This is a genomic window from Streptomyces sp. NBC_00250 (assembly GCF_036192275.1).
Taxonomy (GTDB): Bacteria; Actinomycetota; Actinomycetes; order Streptomycetales; family Streptomycetaceae; genus Streptomyces.
In genome coordinates this window covers 1,827,788-1,846,079 of record NZ_CP108088.1, presented here as the reverse complement: position 1 = coordinate 1,846,079, position 18,292 = coordinate 1,827,788, and the positions used below count along the sequence as shown (strand labels likewise).

20 protein-coding genes are annotated in these 18,292 nt (G+C 72.2%); 8 read left to right on the top strand and 12 right to left on the bottom strand.

All coding sequences use genetic code 11. The features are described 5' to 3' along the window. Positions 1-18: 18 nt before the first annotated feature. Together ligD and OG259_RS08290 are read left to right on the top strand one after the other, a co-directional pair. On the top strand, positions 19-1,053 hold the full coding sequence (gene ligD / locus OG259_RS08295; protein ID WP_328941659.1) for a non-homologous end-joining DNA ligase: 1,035 nt from the start codon (positions 19-21) through the stop codon (positions 1,051-1,053). Between the two features lie 211 nt (positions 1,054-1,264). Then, the gene (locus tag OG259_RS08290) at positions 1,265-2,149 is read left to right on the top strand and encodes an alpha/beta hydrolase (RefSeq protein ID WP_328941658.1); all 885 of its coding nucleotides are present in this window, start codon (positions 1,265-1,267) and stop codon (positions 2,147-2,149) included. 20 nt (positions 2,150-2,169) lie between these two features. Here OG259_RS08290 and OG259_RS08285 read toward each other — a convergent pair whose 3' ends face one another. Both OG259_RS08285 and OG259_RS08280 read right to left on the bottom strand, forming a co-directional pair. Then, the gene (locus tag OG259_RS08285) at positions 2,170-2,823 is read right to left on the bottom strand and encodes a TetR/AcrR family transcriptional regulator (protein WP_328941657.1); all 654 of its coding nucleotides are present in this window, start codon (positions 2,821-2,823) and stop codon (positions 2,170-2,172) included. Between the two features lie 135 nt (positions 2,824-2,958). Next, positions 2,959-3,750 carry an IclR family transcriptional regulator gene (locus tag OG259_RS08280; protein ID WP_328941656.1) on the bottom strand — a complete coding sequence of 264 codons (792 nt, stop codon included), beginning with the start codon at positions 3,748-3,750 and terminating at the stop codon, positions 2,959-2,961. Between the two features lie 356 nt (positions 3,751-4,106). Here OG259_RS08280 and OG259_RS08275 point away from each other — a divergent pair, with 356 nt between their 5' ends. Beyond that, a complete protein-coding gene (locus tag OG259_RS08275; RefSeq protein ID WP_328941655.1) occupies positions 4,107-4,364 on the top strand; it encodes a WhiB family transcriptional regulator in 258 nt (85 codons plus the stop codon). 128 nt (positions 4,365-4,492) lie between these two features. On the opposite strand, the gene OG259_RS08270 is transcribed toward OG259_RS08275, so the two are convergent. The 3 genes from OG259_RS08270 to OG259_RS08260 form a co-directional block, all read right to left on the bottom strand. Further along, positions 4,493-5,467, bottom strand: a complete 975-nt coding sequence (locus OG259_RS08270) for an acyl-ACP desaturase (RefSeq protein WP_328941654.1) — start codon at positions 5,465-5,467, stop codon at positions 4,493-4,495. Positions 5,468-5,759: 292 nt separating this feature from the next. Next, complete coding sequence (locus OG259_RS08265) at positions 5,760-6,032, bottom strand: hypothetical protein (RefSeq protein WP_328941653.1); 273 nt, start codon at positions 6,030-6,032, stop codon at positions 5,760-5,762. Between the two features lie 15 nt (positions 6,033-6,047). Further along, on the bottom strand, positions 6,048-6,899 hold the full coding sequence (locus tag OG259_RS08260) for a helix-turn-helix domain-containing protein (protein ID WP_328941652.1): 852 nt from the start codon (positions 6,897-6,899) through the stop codon (positions 6,048-6,050). A 168-nt stretch (positions 6,900-7,067) separates the two neighbouring features. Here OG259_RS08260 and OG259_RS08255 point away from each other — a divergent pair, with 168 nt between their 5' ends. After that, on the top strand, positions 7,068-7,541 hold the full coding sequence (locus tag OG259_RS08255) for an ATP-binding protein (RefSeq protein ID WP_328941651.1): 474 nt from the start codon (positions 7,068-7,070) through the stop codon (positions 7,539-7,541). Between the two features lie 87 nt (positions 7,542-7,628). Here OG259_RS08255 and OG259_RS08250 read toward each other — a convergent pair whose 3' ends face one another. The 3 genes from OG259_RS08250 to OG259_RS08240 all read right to left on the bottom strand — a co-directional run bounded on the left by OG259_RS08250 (position 7,629) and on the right by OG259_RS08240 (position 10,613). After that, positions 7,629-9,272: an ABC-F family ATP-binding cassette domain-containing protein gene (locus OG259_RS08250; RefSeq protein WP_328941650.1), complete on the bottom strand. Its 1,644-nt coding sequence runs from the start codon at positions 9,270-9,272 to the stop codon at positions 7,629-7,631. Between the two features lie 276 nt (positions 9,273-9,548). Beyond that, positions 9,549-9,965, bottom strand: coding sequence for an SsgA family sporulation/cell division regulator (locus OG259_RS08245; protein ID WP_266898795.1), 417 nt, complete (start codon positions 9,963-9,965; stop codon positions 9,549-9,551). A gap of 183 nt (positions 9,966-10,148) precedes the next feature. After that, positions 10,149-10,613 (bottom strand): (4Fe-4S)-binding protein, encoded by a 465-nt coding sequence (locus OG259_RS08240; RefSeq protein WP_328941649.1) that lies wholly within the window; start codon positions 10,611-10,613, stop codon positions 10,149-10,151. Between the two features lie 75 nt (positions 10,614-10,688). Between OG259_RS08240 and OG259_RS08235 the strand changes: the two genes are divergently transcribed. Beyond that, complete coding sequence (locus tag OG259_RS08235) at positions 10,689-11,783, top strand: WD40/YVTN/BNR-like repeat-containing protein (RefSeq protein WP_328941648.1); 1,095 nt, start codon at positions 10,689-10,691, stop codon at positions 11,781-11,783. 76 nt (positions 11,784-11,859) lie between these two features. Here the strand turns inward: OG259_RS08235 and OG259_RS08230 are convergent, their stop codons facing one another. Beyond that, positions 11,860-12,159 carry a YciI family protein gene (locus OG259_RS08230; RefSeq protein WP_328941647.1) on the bottom strand — a complete coding sequence of 100 codons (300 nt, stop codon included), beginning with the start codon at positions 12,157-12,159 and terminating at the stop codon, positions 11,860-11,862. A gap of 159 nt (positions 12,160-12,318) precedes the next feature. Between OG259_RS08230 and OG259_RS08225 the strand changes: the two genes are divergently transcribed. Then, complete coding sequence (locus OG259_RS08225; RefSeq protein WP_328941646.1) at positions 12,319-13,014, top strand: endonuclease V; 696 nt, start codon at positions 12,319-12,321, stop codon at positions 13,012-13,014. A gap of 110 nt (positions 13,015-13,124) precedes the next feature. Here the strand turns inward: OG259_RS08225 and OG259_RS08220 are convergent, their stop codons facing one another. Further along, positions 13,125-13,451 (bottom strand): hypothetical protein, encoded by a 327-nt coding sequence (locus OG259_RS08220; protein WP_328941645.1) that lies wholly within the window; start codon positions 13,449-13,451, stop codon positions 13,125-13,127. 311 nt (positions 13,452-13,762) lie between these two features. Further along, entirely contained in the window at positions 13,763-14,722 is a 960-nt protein-coding gene (locus tag OG259_RS08215; RefSeq protein WP_328941644.1) for a helix-turn-helix transcriptional regulator, read from the bottom strand. A 396-nt stretch (positions 14,723-15,118) separates the two neighbouring features. On the opposite strand from OG259_RS08215, the gene OG259_RS08210 reads away from it, so the two are divergent. After that, positions 15,119-15,490 (top strand): VOC family protein, encoded by a 372-nt coding sequence (locus OG259_RS08210; RefSeq protein WP_328941643.1) that lies wholly within the window; start codon positions 15,119-15,121, stop codon positions 15,488-15,490. A 90-nt stretch (positions 15,491-15,580) separates the two neighbouring features. On the opposite strand, the gene OG259_RS08205 is transcribed toward OG259_RS08210, so the two are convergent. Continuing rightward, complete coding sequence (locus OG259_RS08205; protein WP_328941642.1) at positions 15,581-16,867, bottom strand: saccharopine dehydrogenase family protein; 1,287 nt, start codon at positions 16,865-16,867, stop codon at positions 15,581-15,583. Positions 16,868-17,115: 248 nt separating this feature from the next. On the opposite strand from OG259_RS08205, the gene OG259_RS08200 reads away from it, so the two are divergent. Further along, positions 17,116-18,273, top strand: coding sequence for a CaiB/BaiF CoA transferase family protein (locus OG259_RS08200; protein WP_328941641.1), 1,158 nt, complete (start codon positions 17,116-17,118; stop codon positions 18,271-18,273). Positions 18,274-18,292 lie beyond the last annotated feature (19 nt).

Here is an 18,292-nt window from a genome sequence, read left to right as displayed (position 1 = left end):
AGCCCTAGGCTGACCGGCATGGCAGGCAAGGCGGCAGCGGTGGAACTGGAAGTCGGCGACCGGACCGTACGCGTGTCCAATCCGGACAAGGTGTACTTCCCCGAACCCGGCTACACCAAGCTCGACATGGTCAGCTACTACCTGGCCGTGGGTGACGGCATCACGCGCGCCCTGCGCGACCGCCCCACCACTCTGGAGCGCTACCCCGACGGGGTGACCGGCGAGTCGTTCTTCCAGAAGCGCGCCCCGAAGTACCTGCCCGACTGGATCCCGACGGCCCACATCACCTTCCCCAGCGGCCGGTCGGCCGACGAGATGTGCCCCACCGAACCCGCGGCCGTGCTCTGGGCAGCCAACCTCGGCGCCGTCACGTTCCATCCCTGGCCGGTACGGCGGGAGGACACCGACCACCCCGACGAGCTCCGCATCGACCTCGATCCGCAGCCCGGCACCGACTACTCGGACGCCGTCCGCGCCGCCCATGAGCTGCATGCGGTCCTCGACGAGCACGGGCTGCGCGGCTGGCCGAAGACCTCCGGCGGACGAGGGCTCCACGTCTTCGTGCCGATCCTGCCCGACTGGACGTTTACGCAGGTCAGGCGTGCGGCTATCGCCTGCGGCCGGGAGCTGGAGCGGCGGATGCCGGATCAGGTCACCATCAAGTGGTGGAAGGAGGAGCGCGGCGAGCGGATCTTCGTCGACTACAACCAGACCGCCCGGGACCGCACGATCGCCTCCGCCTACTCCGTACGCCCGCGACCGCACGCCCCCGTGTCGGCGCCCCTGCGGTGGGACGAGATCGACGACGCCGTGCCGCTGGACTTCGACATCAGGACGATGCCGGTCCGGTACGCCGAAGTGGGCGACGTCCACGCCGGCATGGACGAGGAGCGGTTCAGCCTGGAGTCCCTGCTCGAACTGGCCAGGCGGGACGAGGCGGACCACGGCCTCGGGGACCTGCCCTATCCGCCGGAGTATCCGAAGATGCCGGGCGAGCCGAAGAGGGTGCAGCCGAGCCGGGCGAAGAAGGAGCCGGCGGACGAGGCGGAGTGACCGGGCGGATCGGATGGATCGGCCGGTCGGCCGGTCGGGCTTGAGGGTCGGCCTGGATGGTCGGGCCGGCGGGGCGGAGGTGGCCCGGTGCTTCCGGGTGGGCACCGGGCCACCCCTTTTCGAGACTAAAACAACACGAACGGTCGTGCTAGCATTTTTGTAGGTCCAAGGACGTAAACCCAGGACCCAGGACGACCGAGGAGAACCCGGCATGTACCCGATGGCTCCGCTCATCCGCACCGCCCTGAACGCCACCGCCCGGGTCGCCCCCGGAGCGGCCGGCCGCTGGGCCTTCCGTCTCTTCGTCCGCCCGCTCGGCCGAGCACGGGTGAAGCCCGAGGAGCAGGCGCTCTTCGCCGCCGCCCGGACCGGGCACCTCCAGGTCCGGGGCAAGGACGTCGTCACGTACTCCTGGGGTGACGGCCGCCGACCCGTCCTGCTCGTCCACGGCTGGTCCTCGCGCGCCTCGCGGCTCACCGCCTTCGCGGAACCGTTGCTCGCCCGCGGCTACAGCCCCGTCGCCTTCGACGCGCCCGGCCATGGCGATTCCCCGGGGCGGGCCGGCAACATCGTCGAATACCGGGAGATCATCCGGGAGTTGCATGCCCGGCACGGCGACTTCGACGCCGTCGTCGCCCACTCGTTCGGCGTCCTCGCCTCTCTCTTCGCCCTCCGGGACGGCGTCCGTACGGCCCGCTTCGTCGGACTCGGCGGCGTCGGCTCCTTCGGCATGCTGGTCAAGGGCTTCCAGGCGGGGCTCGGCGTGGACGAACGGATCGTCCGGTGCATGCGCGGCCACGTGGAGCGGCGGCTCGCGCCCGATGAGCCCGGCATCTGGGACCGCTTCGACGCGGACCGTGCCGCCGGTGAACTCGGCGCGCCCGTCCTGCTGTTCCACGACGAGAGCGACGACATGGTGCCGCCAGTCCAGTCGCGGCGGCTCGCGCGAGCCCATGGCGACCGGGCCCGGCTCGTCGAAACCCGGGGGCTCGGCCACCGCCGCATCCTGCGCGACCCGGCCGTCGTGGCGGAGGCGGTGGCATTCCTGACGGCGCCTGCGGGCGAACCGTCGGAGCGGCGGGTGGCCGCGGGCTGAGGGAGGCGGGGAGGGGGGTGCTACTCGGCGTCGAGGCCCTCCCGGCCCCGGTCCGTGGCCGAGGCGCGCAGCCGGGAGGCGATACCCCGCTCGGCACGGTCGTACGCCCTGGTGCCGCCCAGCAGGACGGACTGCGCGTTGGCCGCTTCCATGAGGGCGATCACCTCGAAGGCCAACTGCTCCACATCCAGGTCCCCGGCGAAGTCCCCGACGGCCTGAGCCTCCGTCAGGGACCGTTCCATGTAAGCGGTCCAGTCGATGCGGGTCTGTGCGACGGCGTCGTGGACCGGACCCGTACGGGCGTCGAACTCGGCCGTGACCGCGTAGAAGAAGCAGCCGCCCGCGAACACCCGGCCCGAGGAGTACGCGAGCCACTTCCGGCACAGCTCGCGCACGCGCCGGGCGCCCGGCGGCACGTCCTTCAGGGGGGTGACGACGTGGTCGGCGAAGACGGCGACGGCGGCCCTGATCGTGGCGAGCTGGAGCTCCTCCTTGGAGCCGAAGAGGGCGAAGACGCCGCTCTTGCTGAGCTGCAGCTCGGTGGCGATCCGCCCCAGGGAGAGACCGTCGAGCCCCTCGATCGAGGCGATGTCCATGGTCCGGCCGAGCACGAGCCGCCGGGTCTGGTTCCCGCGCTCGACGCGCCCGTCCGTCTTGGTCCCGCTGCCGCTCATGGCCCCCATCCTACTGAACGCACGACCGTGCGGGAACTTTCGGGCCCGCCGCCCCTGCCGCCCCGGCGCCCCACCACCCCGCCGCCGCCCTGCCGCCGCCCCGCCCCGCGTAGGTCGTCCGCCGCCGCCCGCGAGCTACCCGGTCCGCTCGCCGGGGTCGCGTCGTTCCGCCGGAGCGAGCAACAGGACCTCCAGGGCGCGGGCGCAGGACCGGGCCTGCGCCAGGTACCAGTCGAGCCGCGCGTCCGTGATCAGGTCCGGGGTCGCACGGACCGCGAGAGCGAAGCGCGCGTGCCCCGCCCGCTCCAGGACCGGCACGGCCACGGTCCGCACCCCGTGGGCGGACTCCCCGTCGTCGACGGCATACCCCGCGTCCCGTATGCGTGCCAACTCGGCGGCGAGAGCGGGAGGTTCGCCGACGGTCCGCTCGGTGAAGGTGTACGGCGGAAGCGAGAGGGGGTCGGCCTCGCCCGCCCGGGGCCAGGCGAGCAGCACCTTTCCGAGCGCCGTCGAGTGCCGGGGCCGGCGCAGCCCCACCTTGGGAGTCACCGAGCCGCCCGCCACGATCACCACGTGCGGACCGCTGCGCAGGGCCAAGTCTGCTGTTGTGCCCGTCCGTTCGGCCAGATCGGCCAGCTCGGGCGCGGCCAGGTGGAGCCCCCTCTGGTGGTACGAGAGCCGTCCCAGCTCCGTCATCGCCGGGCCGAGCCGGTAGCGGGCGGTCCGGGCGTCCTGCTCCAGGAAACCCGCGCCGAGCAGGGTCCGGGCGAGCCGGTGCGCGGTGGACGTGGAGAGCCCGAGCCGCCGCGCGAGGTCGGAGGCGCTCAGGTCGGGCCCGTTGTCGTGGAAACAGTGCAGGACATCCAGTGCACGGCGGACCGCCTGGGCGCCCGCCGGGGGTCGGACGATGCCGGCCTCGGTCGTCATAGGGTTCGCTCCCCGTGGGTGATCGGGCTTCCACGCTGCCACATGGCGGGAGCCGAATCATGGGTCGGGCGAGGGAGGAAACACGCCGTTCATACCCCACGCACGACGTACCGAGCGGCGCACGCCCGCCGCCTCTCCTGGACGGCGGCCGACCGGCTCCTGGACGTCACCGGCGAGGGTTTCCCCTCACACGGGGGTCAGCCGTCGAGCTCCCGTACGGCCCCCTCGGTGAACCGTTCGACCTGGACGTAGCGGCGCGGCAAAGGTCTTCGGCGAGCCGCTTTGCAAACAGCGGCGAACGTCGCATTGATCGAACGTTGATGGCGCGTTTACGCCCCTCCGGCAGCGTGTACCGCATGCAGACCGACACGATCGCACTGACCGCACCGGAGCCCGACATGACCTGGCAGGAGAACGCGCTGTGCGCCCAGGCCGGCCCGGAGTTCTTCTTTCCGGCGCCCGGCTCCTCGACCCGCGAGGCGAAGCAGCTCTGCGGGGCCTGTGAGGGGCGGGTGGCCTGCCTGGAGTACGCGCTGAGGCACGACGAGCGCTTCGGGGTGTGGGGCGGGCTCTCGGAGAAGGAGCGGTTCCGGCTCAAGCGCCGACAGGGCTGAGCGGCGGCGGACGCCTCGGCGCGGGGGTACGAGGGGTCCGGGTGCGGAGCGGCACGGGCGCGGCAGGCTGATCAGCCTGCCGCGCCCGTGCCGTCGGTCGCGTTCGGAGCGTGTGTCGAACCGGTCGCTCAGCCGGCGGCGCGCGCGGCCATCCGGGCCTTGCGGGCGGCGAGCTTCTCGTCGAACTTGCTCGCCTCGGAGTCCAGGCCGTTCATGTACAGGCCCAGCTCCTCCTGGGCCTGCAGCCCTTCCGGCCCGAGGCCCTCGATCTGGAGGACCTTCAGGAAGCGGAGGACCGGCTGGAGGACGTCGTCGTGGTGGATGCGCATGTTGTAGATCTCGCCGATCGCCATCTGCGCCGCCGCCCGCTCGAAGCCGGGCATGCCGTGTCCGGGCATCCGGAAGTTGACCACGACGTCCCGGACGGCCTGCATGGTCAGGTCGGGGGCGATCTCGAAGGCCGCACCCAGCAGGTTGCGGTAGAAGACCATGTGCAGGTTCTCGTCGGTGGCGATACGGGACAGCATCCGGTCGCAGACCGGGTCACCGGACTGGTGACCGGTGTTGCGGTGCGAGATGCGGGTGGCGAGCTCCTGGAAGGCGACGTACGCCACGGAGTGCAGCATCGAGTGGCGGTTGTCGGACTCGAAGCCCTCGCTCATGTGCGCCATCCGGAACTGCTCCAGCTTGTCCGGGTCGACGGCGCGCGAGGCGAGCAGGTAGTCGCGCATCACGATGCCGTGCCGGCCCTCCTCGGCGGTCCAGCGGTGCACCCAGGTGCCCCAGGCGCCGTCGCGGCCGAAGAGGCTGGCGATCTCGTGGTGGTAGCTCGGGAGGTTGTCCTCGGTGAGCAGGTTGACCACGAGGGCGATCTTGCCGATGTCGGTCACCTTGGACTGCGCCGGGTCCCAGGCCTCGCCGTCCTCGAAGAAGCCGGGGAAGTTGCGGGCGTCGGACCAGGGCACGTACTCGTGCGGCATCCAGTCCTTGGTGACCTTGAGGTGCCGGTTGAGCTCCTTCTCCACGACCTCTTCCAGCGCGTAGAGCAGCCGCGCATCGGTCCACCCTGTCGAGCTGCCGAGGTGGGGAGAGGTGAGCGTCACGGGGACTCCTGGGGACGGAGAAGGGCATACGGGCATACCTACGGATTCGTAGGTTACGAGACCGTAGGTTAAGGCTCCGTAAGGCGTCGGCCAAGCCCGTCCCGGCGATGTCCGGTTACGTTCCGTTATGTGCGCTGCTCGGATGGGGCGCCGGAGATGCAGGTCACGTCCCGGGAGCCCTGTATCGGCCATCGGAACAACTACGGAGAGCAGACGTCCGGCCGCGCGGTGCTGTCGGCCGCGGCCCGAAGCGGATGGCTGTCCGGTGCCGGATCGGCGGGCGGCCGTCCGGTCAGAGCAGGTGGTCGGCGGCGCCGGCCTTCACCGCGCGGATCAGCGCCCGCAGCGCCTCCACCGAGTCGCTGACGTGCGCGCCCGGGGTCAGGGTCGAGCCGATGTACGCCCGGCCCGTGTCGTCGAGGCCGAACCGGAAGCAGTTGGCGCCCTCGCTGCAGAAGGCCTCGTCCCAGTCGATCTCGACGGCGGCGTCGACGGCGGACCGGGTGGCGACGAGGCCGGTGGTGGTGGAGGTGGTGATCGCGGTGGCGGCGGTCGTGAGGTTCATCGTGTGGGGGGTCCTTCACAGTTCCTGGGCGACGGTGCGGACGAACGTACGTGACTCGTCCGTGGACAGGGCGAGCCCGCGCAGTCGTTCCAACAGGCCCCGGTATCGGCGCAGTTGCATATCCGCGTCGAGGAGGAGTGATCCGTGGGAGGAGTCGAGCTGCACGGTGTCTAGCTGTGCCACGGGCGCGGCCACATAAGTGAACGACTGGCCCGCCCCCGGGAAACCCCCCGCGGCGAAGGGGATGACCCGCACGGAGACCGTGTCCCGCTCGGAGTGCGCCAGTATGCGCTCCAGTTGCTCCCGCGCGACCTTGGGTCCGCCGAACTGCATGCGCAGCGCCGCCTCGTGGATCACGGCCTCGTACTGGACGGGTCGGTCCCGGTCGAGGACTTCCTGGCGGCGGAGCCGCAGGGCGAGCCGGGCTTCCAGGTCGGGCCCCGGCAGGGGAGGGACGGCGGTGTCGAAGACCGCTCGCGCGTGCTCCTCGGTCTGCAGCAGACCCGGGATGTGGGTGGTGACGGCGGTGTGCAACTCCCAAGAGTGGTACTCCAGTTCCGCGATGTCGATGAGTGCGGGCGGCAGCAGCCCGCGGTGCTCCTCCCACCAGCCGCGGTCCCGCTCGTGCGCCATGGCGGCGAGGAGGTCGACGAGTCCGGTGTCCGGGCAGCCGTAGTTGAAGGCCAGGGTGCGGACGCGCTCGGCGCTGATGCCGAAGCGGCCCGACTCGATGTGGGGGATACGGGTGCGGTCGACGCCCAGGAGGGCGGCGGCCTGCTGGGCCGGCATCCCCGATTGTTCGCGAAGTCTGCGCAGTTCGCTGCCGAGTCGCTGCTGTCGCGCGGTCGGGCTGCTCCTGGGTGGCACGCTCGCTCTCCCCTTCGTCATGTGACGGCGATATGGCCGGAATGGCACGAGTGCCCGCAAGTAGTAGCACCGTGCTCCGATCGTGCGCTACGGTCGGTAGCGTCAGTCTCACACGGGGCTACCGACCGTGTGGAGGGACCCCCATGCACCCCCCCATGCACAGGAAATGTGAGCAACCCGATGAAGGGCGCCCTGCGTTGCCTCCCGTCCGCCGTCGCGGCCGGGCCGATACCCCCCGCCACGGAGAACCTCAGCTACTCGATGCTCCTCCCCGGAGGGGCCTACTGTGCCGGACTCGCGCGCCGGTCGATCGAGTCGCTCCTCGATCGGCACGGTCTCGACGACCTCTGTGAGACCGCCGCCCTCGCCGCCTCCGAGCTCGTCGCCGCGGCCTACCGGTTCACCCCCGACCGGGAGATGATCCTGCGCGTCCGATGGCAGTTCGAGGCGCTGAGGATCGTGCTCTACGACCAGCATCCGGCCCACAACTCGCCCACCGCGGCCGAGGAATGCCGCGGCCGCCGCAGCCGCAGCATGTGGCTGCTGGCCGCGGCGGTCGACGCGCACGGAGGGGACTGGGGACTCGCCCCCGTCCTCACTCCGGGCGGCGGCACGAAATCCTGGGCGTTACTCCACCGCTAGAGGCGGCGCTCGTTCCGTCCTGCCGAGGCCGCGCCCCTGCCGAGGCCGCGCCCCTACCGAGGCCGCGCCCCTGCCGAGGCCGTGCCCCTACCGAGGACTCGACGCCGTCCCCCGCACCTCCTCCACCGTCGTCGGCCGCAGCTCACCGTCGAGCAGCAGCCAGCGGGTGATCCCCAGTGACTCCAGGAACGTCACGTCGTGGCTCGCCACGATCAGCGCCCCTTCGTACGCGTCGAGGGCCGCCGTCAGCTTCCGTACCGACGCCATGTCCAGGTTGTTCGTCGGCTCGTCCAGCATCAGCAGCTGTGGAGCCGGCTCCGCGAGGAGCAGCGCCGCGAGCGTCGCCCGGAACCGCTCTCCGCCCGACAGGGTGCCGACGGGCTGATCCGCCCTCGCGCCCCGGAACAGAAACCGTGCAAGCCGCGCCCTGATCGCGTTCCCCGTCGCCGTGGGCGCGAACCGGGCCACGTTCTCCACCACGCTCAACCCGTCGTCGAGGACATCGAGTCGCTGCGGCAGGAAGCGGAGCGGCACCCGCGCGTCCGCCTCGCCCGACTGCGGTTCGAGGTCCCCGGCGATCGTCCGCAGCAGCGTCGTCTTCCCGGCGCCGTTCCTGCCGACCAGCGCGATCCGCTCCGGACCCCGCAGCTCGAACTCGCCGGCCACCCGGGCCCCGTACCGCAGCTCCAGGTCCCGCAGGAACAGCACCTCGCGTCCCGGCGGCACCGAGGTGCGCGGCAGCTCGACCCGGATCTCGTCGTCGTCCCGCACCGCCTCCACCGCCGCGTCGAGCCGCTCCCGTGCCTCCGAAAGCCGCTCCGTGTGCAGCGCCCGGTGTTTGCCGGCCGAGACCTGGGCCTCGCTCTTGCGGTTGTTCGCCACGATCTTCGGGACGACCTTGTTGTCGAAGCTCTTCTGCGCATAGCGCTTACGGCGGGCCAACTTCATCTGGGATTCGGCGAGTTCCCGCTTCTGTCGCTGGACGTCGGCCTCGGCGACCCGCACCATCCGCTCCGCCGCGTCCTGTTCGGCGGCGAGTGCGGCCTCGTAGTCGGACCAGGCGCCGCCGTACCAGGTGACGGAGCCGTCCCGCAGATCGGCGATCTGGTCGACCCGCTCCAGGAGTTCACGGTCGTGGCTGACCACGACCAGGACCCCGGACCAGTTCTCCACCGCCTCGTACAGTCGCGCGCGGGCGTGCCGGTCCAGATTGTTGGTCGGCTCGTCCAGCAGCAGGACATCGGGGCGGGCGAGCAGCAGCGCGGCGAGCCTCAGCAGGACGGACTCGCCGCCCGAGACCTCACCGACGGTCCGGTCGAGGCCGACGGCGCCGAGCCCGAGCTGGTCGAGGGTGGCGCGGGCCCGCTCCTCCACGTCCCAGTCGTCGGCGAGGGCGGTGAAGTGCTCCACCGCCGGGTCGCCCGCCTCGATGGCGTGCAGGGCGGCCCGCTTCGCCGCGATGCCGAGGATCTCGTCCACCCGCCGGGACGTGTCCAGAACCAGGTTCTGGGGCAGGTGGCCGAGCTCGCCGGTGACCCGGACCGTGCCGGAGGCCGGGGTCAGTTCGCCCGCGATGAGCTTCAGGAGCGTGGACTTGCCGGAGCCGTTGAGTCCGACGAGCCCGGTGCGGCCGGGGCCGACCGCGAGCCGGAAGTCGTCGAGGACCTCGGTGCCGTCGGGCCAGGAGAAGGAGAGAGAGGTGCAGGTGATGAAAGTGGGGTGATGCGCCATAGGGGCCTCCCGGATGCGTGAGCGCAGGCGTGACGTGATGCGACGCGTGGAGACACCGGGGCGCGGGCTGTCTGTCGTAAGAACGGCTCGTACGCCGAGGTCGAGAACGGCACACGCGGCACAGGGGGCACGCGCGGCACGGTGTCTCGCAACCTCAGACGAGCAACGTCCTTCTCCGATCAGACGACGACCAATACGAGAGGAACGGTACGCCGGAGCGCGAAAGGGCGGCAAACGATTTACGGGGTGACCCGTGGGGCGACCCGGGACCGGAAGCTACGGGCGCTCGCGCAGCAGCTCCGCCAGATTCTGGTCCCAGTCCAGGTACTGGTGCTCGCGCCCCGCCGGCACCAGGTGCTGCGAACGCTCCAGGAAGAGGCGCAGCTCCGAGGTCCGGACATGGACCATGGCCACCCCCTCCGGGGCGTGGAACTCGACCACCGTGCGGTCGTACCCGTACGGACGCAGGCGTACGTCCCCCACCCCGGCCGGGCGCTCGACGCCCTGGACGAGCAGCTCACGGGCGAAGGCCCAGGAGACCTCGACGCCCTCCAGGGTCGCCGGGGGCGGGAAGGCCATGCTCACGGCGTACGGGTCCTCGCGGTCGTACCGCAGGGTGGCGGGGACGGTCTCCATCCGCGGAGCGGATGCGACCAGACGGGCCTGGACGGCCTGCTCGATGACGGCGGACAAGGACCGGCTCCTTTCACGCGGGCTTCGGATCCTGTGCGTCTCCCCGACACCAGGGCACCTGACACCTGACAAGACGAGCGGAGCAGGCGGAACGTGCACTCCGGATGTACGTGACCTGCGTCACCGCCGGTCCTCAGCGGCGCGCTGAGCGAATCGGCGCAGGTCAGCGCAGGTCAGCGCCGGTCAGCGCTGGTCGGGGATGTCGTCGTCCGGTTCGGTGCAGGGGCCCGAATGGTCGCAGTACGGCTGGTTTCCCGAGGCTCCGCAGCCGCAGAGCATCACGCGGGTCTCGTGCCGGTCGCCGTGTACGCCGGTCACCAGCAGGTCCCCGCGCATCACCAGCTGGCCGGAAGACGTACGACGCACGGACGTGGGGGAGTCCGGGTGCTCGACGGAGCCGTCCGCCGGGTGGTACTGGAGCGCACCCGAGGGGCAACGGCGGACGACCTCCGCCACCAGACCGGCCTCGGCGGCGTCGGGCTGCACCCACGGACGCCGGGAGAGGTCGAAGGCCTCGGGCAGCCCGTGCACGCACTCGGCCGCGTGCAGACACCGGCGCGGCTCGAAAGTGACGGTGATGCCCTCGCCCTCGTACTCCTTGAGCTTCGGCTTCTCGTCGGGCCCGCGCTCACTCGTGCGGTCGGTCATGACACCAGCCTAGGAACGCCCGGCGGGGGACGCACCCTGGACGGGGAGCGGTCGGGGGTACTAGCTTCCGGCGCCATGACGTCCATGGGGAAGACGAGACGAATGATGTCGGTGGGGCTGATCGGGGCGGCGCTCGCGCTGACCCTGGCCGCCCCTGCGCGAGCCGGGGAGACCCCCGCGGCAGCGACCGAGACGAACACGGCGGGCTGGCAGCTGACACCGACCGGTACCGACGCCCGCTTCCGGGGGCTCGCCCCCGTCGACCGCCGGACCGCCTGGGCCGCCGGCTCCAAGGGCACGGTGCTGCGGACCACCGACGGCGGCCGGAGCTGGCGAAACGTCTCACCGCCCGGCGCGGCCGAGCTGGAGTTCCGCGACGTGGAGGCCTTCGACGCCCGCCGGGCCGTCGTCCTCGCCATCGGCGAGGGCGAGGCCTCGCGGGTGCTGCGCACCGAGGACGGCGGCGCCACCTGGACCGAGTCCTTCCGCAACACCGATCCGCGTGCCTTCTACGACTGCATGACGTTCTTCGACCGCCGGCACGGGCTCGCGATGAGCGACCCCGTCGACGGGAAGTACCGCATCCTCTCCACCCGCGACGGCGGCCGCTCCTGGCAGGTCCTGCCGAACGCCGGGATGCCGGACGCACTCCCCGGCGAGGCGGGCTTCGCGGCGAGCGGTCAGTGCCTGGTGTCGGCCGGTCCGCGCGACGTGTGGCTGGCGACGGGCGGCGGGGCCACCGCGCGCGTGCTCCACTCCGCCGACCGGGGGCTGACCTGGACCGCCACCGTCTCCCCGATCCCGGCCGGGGACCCGGCCAGGGGCGTCTTCGGCCTCGCCTTCCGCGACCGCGCGCACGGCATCGCCGTCGGCGGCGACTACCGGAAGGACCAGCCGTCCCCGCAGGCCGGCGCGGTCACCGGCGACGGGGGCCGCAGCTGGCGCGCCTCGGCCACACCGCCGCCCGCCTACCGCTCCGGCGTCGCCTGGCTCCCGCACAGCAGGCACGCGGCGCTCGCCGTCGGCCCGACCGGCACGGACCTCACCACGGACGGCGGCCGCACCTGGCACACCATCGACAACGGCTCGTACGACACGGTGGACTGCACGTCCGACGGCTCCTGCTGGGCCTCGGGCGAGAAGGGCAGGATCGCCCGTCTCGGCCGGTAGCCAGACCCTGGGAAACCCCTGCCGGGCCGTAGACAGACCCCTAGGATCCCCGTCTCGGCCGGTAGGCAGACAGACCCTAGGAGGGGAGCTGCTCCCGGAACGCGGCGAGCCCCTCCGCCGTCTTGGTCGCGTAGAACTCCGTGATCCGGTACGCGCACACGCCCTCGACGCTGAACGGGTCGGCCGCCGCGATCTTCTCGATCTCCGCGCGGTCGACCCCGGCGGCGAGGATCACCCCGCCGTCACGCGGGTTCTTCCGCCCCGAGGCGACGAACACCCCGGCGGCGTACTGCGCGTCGAGCCACTCGATGTGCGCGTCGAGCAGCGCGTCCACCCGCTCGACGGGCGCGGTGTAGGTCAATTCCAGTACGAACATGATCGCCAGGCTACCGGGCGTGGCCCGGACCTCGGCGGTCCGTCCCAGCCCCCGGACGCCGTTCGGAAGGCGCTGCCCCGCGCTGCCCCGCGCTCTTCGTGCCGTCCGTGACACGGGGCTGGGTGCCGCCCGGCGGTCGAACATAGGGTGGCCCGCATCATGACGATCATCGAGATTCCGGCGGGCTGGCCCGCCGACGAGACCGCCGCCCGGGCCGTCCAGCAGGAGCTGCGCGGACGCCTCGTACGTGACGAGGAAGGACCGGCGGTCGGCGAAGGGCACGTCACGGGTCTCGACGTGGCCTATGACGACGAGCGCGATCTCGTCGCGGCGGCGGCCGTCGTCCTCGACGCCCGGACCCTGGAGGTGGTGGAGGAGACCACGGCGGTCGGCCGGGTCTCCTTCCCGTACGTCCCCGGGCTGCTCGCCTTCCGGGAGATCCCGACGGTCCTCGCCGCGCTCGACCGCCTGACAGTGGACCCCGGACTGCTCGTCTGCGACGGCTACGGCGTCGCGCACCCCCGCCGCTTCGGGCTCGCCAGCCACCTAGGAGTGCTCACGGGCCGGCCGTCGATCGGCGTCGCGAAGAACCCGTTCACCTTCACGTACGAACAACCCGGCCCGGCGCGCGGCGACTTCGCCCCGCTCATGGCGGGCGGCGAGGAGGTGGGACGGGCGCTGCGCACGCAGGCCGGGGTGAAGCCGGTGTTCGTCTCCGTCGGTCACCGGGTCTCCCTCGCCCAGGCATGCGCCCACAGCCTCCACCTGAGCCCGCGCTACCGCATCCCCGAAACGACCCGTCACGCGGACTCCCTGTGCCGCCGCGCGCTGAAGGCCGCCCTCGACGAGGTCTGACCGACGAGCCGGCCGAGACGCCCCGGGTGCCGTACGGCCTCGACCCAGACGTCACCGAGGGGGCGCGGTCGCCCGCGCCCCCTCGGGTGGTGCCGGCTCGATGAGCGGGTTCAGAGGAACCACATGAGCTGGACCCTGATGTACAGCGGCTCGGGCCAGCGCGATTCCACGCGGACGTGCACGCGTTGCCCGTCCAGGCCCACCACGCTGTGCAGGGTGACGACCGCCTCTCCCATGATGGGCCGGTCGCTGACGGGGTCGTACTCCGTGACGCTGCCGAGCACCATTCCGTACGCTCCCCGGAAGCCGGGCACCGGCAGGACCTTGTCGAAGACACCTTGGCCATGGAGGTCGAAGGCTTGGGCGGCCATCTCCGGATTGAACTGTGCCTTGCCCCCGTTTCCGCCCGCGGGTTCGAGGAAATTGGTGTGGGTCATGTCCGTTCCCTTCCATGAGGAGGGGATCCCGACCTGGCACGGACGTGTCGGTGTCCGCACGCCATGCCTCTTGCGGGGATCCCCGGAAGACCGGACCGTGTGCGCCGGCGGCTCGATGAGGAAGGATGTCTCGGCCTCACTGGTGCGAGCCGACCCGCCTGTGTTCCGGTCTCTCTTCTCATGGTGGGCTGGATCCGTATCGCTGCGACCCCCTGAATTCGGGGATGTACAAACCGCGGATCAGAGCGCAGCGGATCAGCGGGTCAGGGGATCAGCGGGGGAGCGAGGGAGCGAGGGAGCGGGGGAGCGGGTCAGCGGGTCAACGCGGCGCTGAGCTCGTCGCGCCCGTCCGCTCCGGTCTTGCGGAAGACCGCCTTGAGATGGTCGTTGACCGTGTACGCGGACAGGTCGAGGCGGCGGGCGATCTGCTTCACGGACGCCCCTGTGCGGAGCTGCGCGACGACGTCGCGTTCGCGGGGGGTGATGCGGTACCACTCGCACAGAGACGGCAGGACCGAGTCCCACGTGGCCCCCTGGATGACGAGGGCGACATCGCCCGTGGCGTCCGCGTCGAGCACTTGGCCCTGACAGGTGGTCCAGCGGCCGGAGGCGGCCGGGGGCGCGCACACCAGGGGAATCGACCCGTCCCGGCGGGCTTCCGTCCGGGCGACGAGGGAGAGCGAGACGAAGAAGGCTTCCGGGACCCACGAGGGGATGGCGTGCGCCGACCACTGGTCCAGCCACAGCCGCGCCTGGGGGCTGACCGCCTTGATCCGGTGGTCGGGACCGACGGTGATCACCCCCGCCGACATCGGGGGAACCTCGGGGCAGAGAGGACCGGCCGTCGCGTACCGGCGCAGGGCGGCCACCAGTGCCGGTACGAGCCGGGCCGCCCGCTGGGCGTCGTCCCCGCTGAACGGCGCGGCACCTTCGCAGCGGAGGAGGCCGAGAGCCCCCCACACGCCGCGCTTGTCCTGGAGAAGCAGACGCAGCTCCGAACTCGCCCCGTAGGCCGTGAGAATGTCCCGCATGCGCGGGTCCGGCACGGGCGACCCGTCGGTGCCCGCCCCCACGACGACCGCCGGGGTCCGCAGGAGCGTCGGAACCGCCGGCCGCTGCGGGGCAGCCCCCAGATGCCGGTGCATGACGAGCTCCCTGACCAGCGCGGGGTCGTACTGGTGCCAGAAACTGAAACTGCCCAGCCCAGGACCGGTTGCCGGGTCGGTTCCCACCAGGCTCAGCGCGTCGTGGGCCACGATGGGGGCGAGCACGCGCGAAATCCCCGCTCCGACTTCTTCGGGGCCGGTGTTCCGGCTCGCCGCGGCATGGAGGTCAGCCGCCAGACGCCTGTCGTCGAAGAACGTAAGGCCCATACCACCCGATTATCCCTGAGTATGCGAGGTCCGGCTTGGCTGCGAAGCGCGCCCGGGCGATCCGGCCCGACCGAGGTCTCGTCCCGCCTTCCCGGACGGCTCACGGCGAGCTGAGTACCTGTACGGATACCGGGTCGTGCGGGAGCCCGGCAGAGTGGTCGGCATGACAACACCCCTTTCCGTTTCGTCGCGTTCCACCGGGCGCGGCCCGAACTTGACCCTCGGCAGGGCCGTTTCGGCCGTCCCGGCCCGGGTCCGCTCCATGCCGTACGTACTCGCCGACGGGGCCTCGGTGTGATCGGGCGTCTGCGGTGCCTCGTTCTGGACTGCCCGGATGCCTGGGAACTCGCCGAGTTCTACCGACAGTTGATCGGCGGCGAGGTGGAGAGCCCCGAACCCCGGTGGGCCGTCGGCGAAGGGTCCGCCGTGTTGCGCGGCGACGGCGGTCCCGTCCTCGCCTTCCAGGGCGTGGCCGATCACCGGCCGCCCGTCTGGGGCGCGCCCGAGCAGCAGTTCCACCTCGACGTACGGGTCGACGACCTGGACCGCGCCCATGAGGCCGTCCTCGCGCTCGGGGCCGAACCCCTCGACGACGGCGGTGGCGACGCGGCCTGGCGTGTCTATGCCGACCCGGCCGGTCACCCCTTCCGTCTCGTACGGCCCTGAGCCCTCCCGCGAGGGGTCCAGGGCCCTGCCGAACGGACCTCGTTCCTCCCGAGCGGCCCGGATTCCTCCCGTACCGCCGGCCCGCGCCGTTCAGCCCCGGTGCGCCACCCGGAAGCGGATGCCCGCCGCCCGCAGCCGGTCGATGAGCGCGTCGCCCATCGCCACCGCCGTCGTCACCTGGCCCGAGGTCTTGGGGAGCGGGTCGAAGGCGAGGCAGAGGGCCGACTCGGCGAGCATCTTGGCCGTCTCGTCGTACCCCGGATCGCCGCCCGAGACCTCGGTGAACACCCGGCGCCCGCCACCCTCCCCGACGAAACGCACCGAGAACCAGCTGCGCGCCCGCCGCTCGGCGGACGGGCCCTGGCCCGCCTGGTACCGCTCCATCAACCAGGAGCGCACGGGCGGCAGTTGGGCCGCGACCACGCCCACGCCGACGGCTGTGGCGCCCCCGAGGGCCATCGGGAGCGTCTTCACGGAGGCGTAGTGGCGGTAGCGGAAGTCGGGTCCGTACCGGTCGAGGGCCGCCGCCGAGCGGGCCACGACCTGCGGGTCGAGCGTCGGCAGCGGCAGCGCCCAGGTCCCGGTCTCCCGACTGAACCGCGGTCCGCCCAGCGGCGCTCGGGCCCGACGGGACACCAACCGCGGTTCGTGCAGGCGTCGTTCATGCGCGGCCCGCAGAATCTCCCGACCCCGGCCGAACGCCGTGAGGGCGGAGGCGAAGGTGCCACCGGAGAACTGCGCCCCGGCCCGCACGAAGCCGTCCACCCGGAGCGGTACGCCCTCCGGGAGCTGCTGGACGGTGAAGTACGCGCCCAGGTCGTGCGGGACGGAGTCGAAGCCGCAGGCGTGCACGATCCGGGCACCGGTCTCCCGGGCGCGCGCGTCGTGCCGTACGTACGTCAGGTCCACGAACTCGGACTCGCCGGTGAGGTCCAGATAGTCCGTGCCGGCCTCCGCGCAGGCGCCGACGAGTCCGTCGCCGTACCAGACATAGGGGCCGACGGTCGTGGCCACCACCCGGGTGGACTCGGCGAGTTCGCGCAGCGAGCCGGGGTCGGCTGCGTCGGCGACGACGAGCGGCACCTCGGCGCAGTGCGGCCACCGGGCGGCGAGCCGCTCGCGCAGGGCCGTGAGTCCGGCCCGGTTGCGGCCCGCGAGTGCCCAGCGGCACTCCGCCGGGGCGTGCTCGGCCAGATACTCGGCGGTGAGCTCGCCGACGAATCCGGTCGCCCCGAAGAGGACCACGTCGTACGGCCGTGCCCCGGGTTCCCGCCCGGTACGGGCGTCCGCTTCGACGTCCCGCCCCGCCCCGGTGGCCTCCGCTCCGGCTTCCCGGCCCGCTCCGGCCTCGCGCCCCACGCCCGCCCCTGTGTCCATCCAGACCCTCATCTCGGCCGTACCGCGCCGCCGTGCGCGGTTGTCGCGGTTGTCGTCGTCGGCGGAGGATAGCGGGTTCCGCGCCGTCTCCCGATGGCGCCCTACTCCCGGTTACCCCAGCCACCCCGAGAGCGACCCCTTCAGGCAATTTCCAAGCGCTTGCTCGGCCGGGGGGCTTGTGCCGAGTGGAACACGTTCCTAGCATCTCCGGTGTTACATCATTGGTGTCACACATGCCTGGGGGCTCGATGAGCACGACGCACACCGCCGGGAACGGCCCGCTCACCGGGGTACGCGTGGTCGAACTCGCCGGCATCGGCCCCGGCCCCTTCGCCGCGATGCTCCTCGCCGACCTCGGTGCCGACGTCGTCCGCGTCGACCGACCCGGCGGTTCCGGCCTCGGCATCGACCCGGCCCGCGACCTCACCAACCGCAACAAGCGCTCCGTCCTCGTCGACCTCAAGGCGGCGGACGGCCCCGCCACCGTCCTCGACCTGGTCGACCGCGCCGACATCCTCATCGAGGGCTACCGCCCCGGCGTCGCCGAACGCCTCGGCGTCGGCCCCGACGTCTGCCTCGCCCGCAACCCGCGCCTCGTCTACGGCCGCATGACCGGCTGGGGCCAGGACGGGCCGCTCTCCGCGACCGCCGGACACGACATCGGCTACATCGCGATCACCGGCGCGCTCGGCATGATCGGCCCCGATCCGGACGGCCCGCCCACCATCCCCGCCAACCTCGTCGGCGACTACGCGGGCGGCTCCCTCTACCTCGTCATCGGCGTCCTCGCCGCCCTCCAGCACGCCCGCGCGCACGGCGAGGGCCAGGTCGTCGACGCGGCGATCGTCGACGGCACCGCCCACCTCACCACCATGATCCACGGCATGCTCGCCGCCGGCGGCTGGCAGGACCGCAGGGGCGTCAACCTCCTCGACGGCGGCTGCCCCTTCTACGGCGTCTACGAGACCTCCGACGGCGGACACATGGCGGTCGGCGCGCTCGAGGAGCAGTTCTACGCGGAGTTCGTCCGCCTCCTCGGCGTCGAGGAGGTCGCTCCCGCCCGCCGCGACCTCGGCCGCTGGCCCGAACTGCGCAAGGCCGTCGCCGACCGTTTCCGGAGCCGTACCCGCGAGGAGTGGACCGCGGTCTTCGAGGGCGGCGACGCCTGCGTCGCCCCCGTCCTCTCCCTGCGCGAGGCCCCGTCCCACCCGCATCTCGCCGCCCGCGGCACCTTCGCCGAGCACGGCGGAATCGCCCAGCCCGCCCCGGCCCCCCGCTTCTCCGCCACCCCCGGCACCCTCCGCACGGGCCCCGCCCTGCCCGGTGCCGACACCGCCGAGGTCGCCCGCGACTGGGCCGTACCCGGCCTTGAGAGCCCGACCCAGACCGAGGAGTCCGACGCGTGAACCGCCGGACCCGGACCCA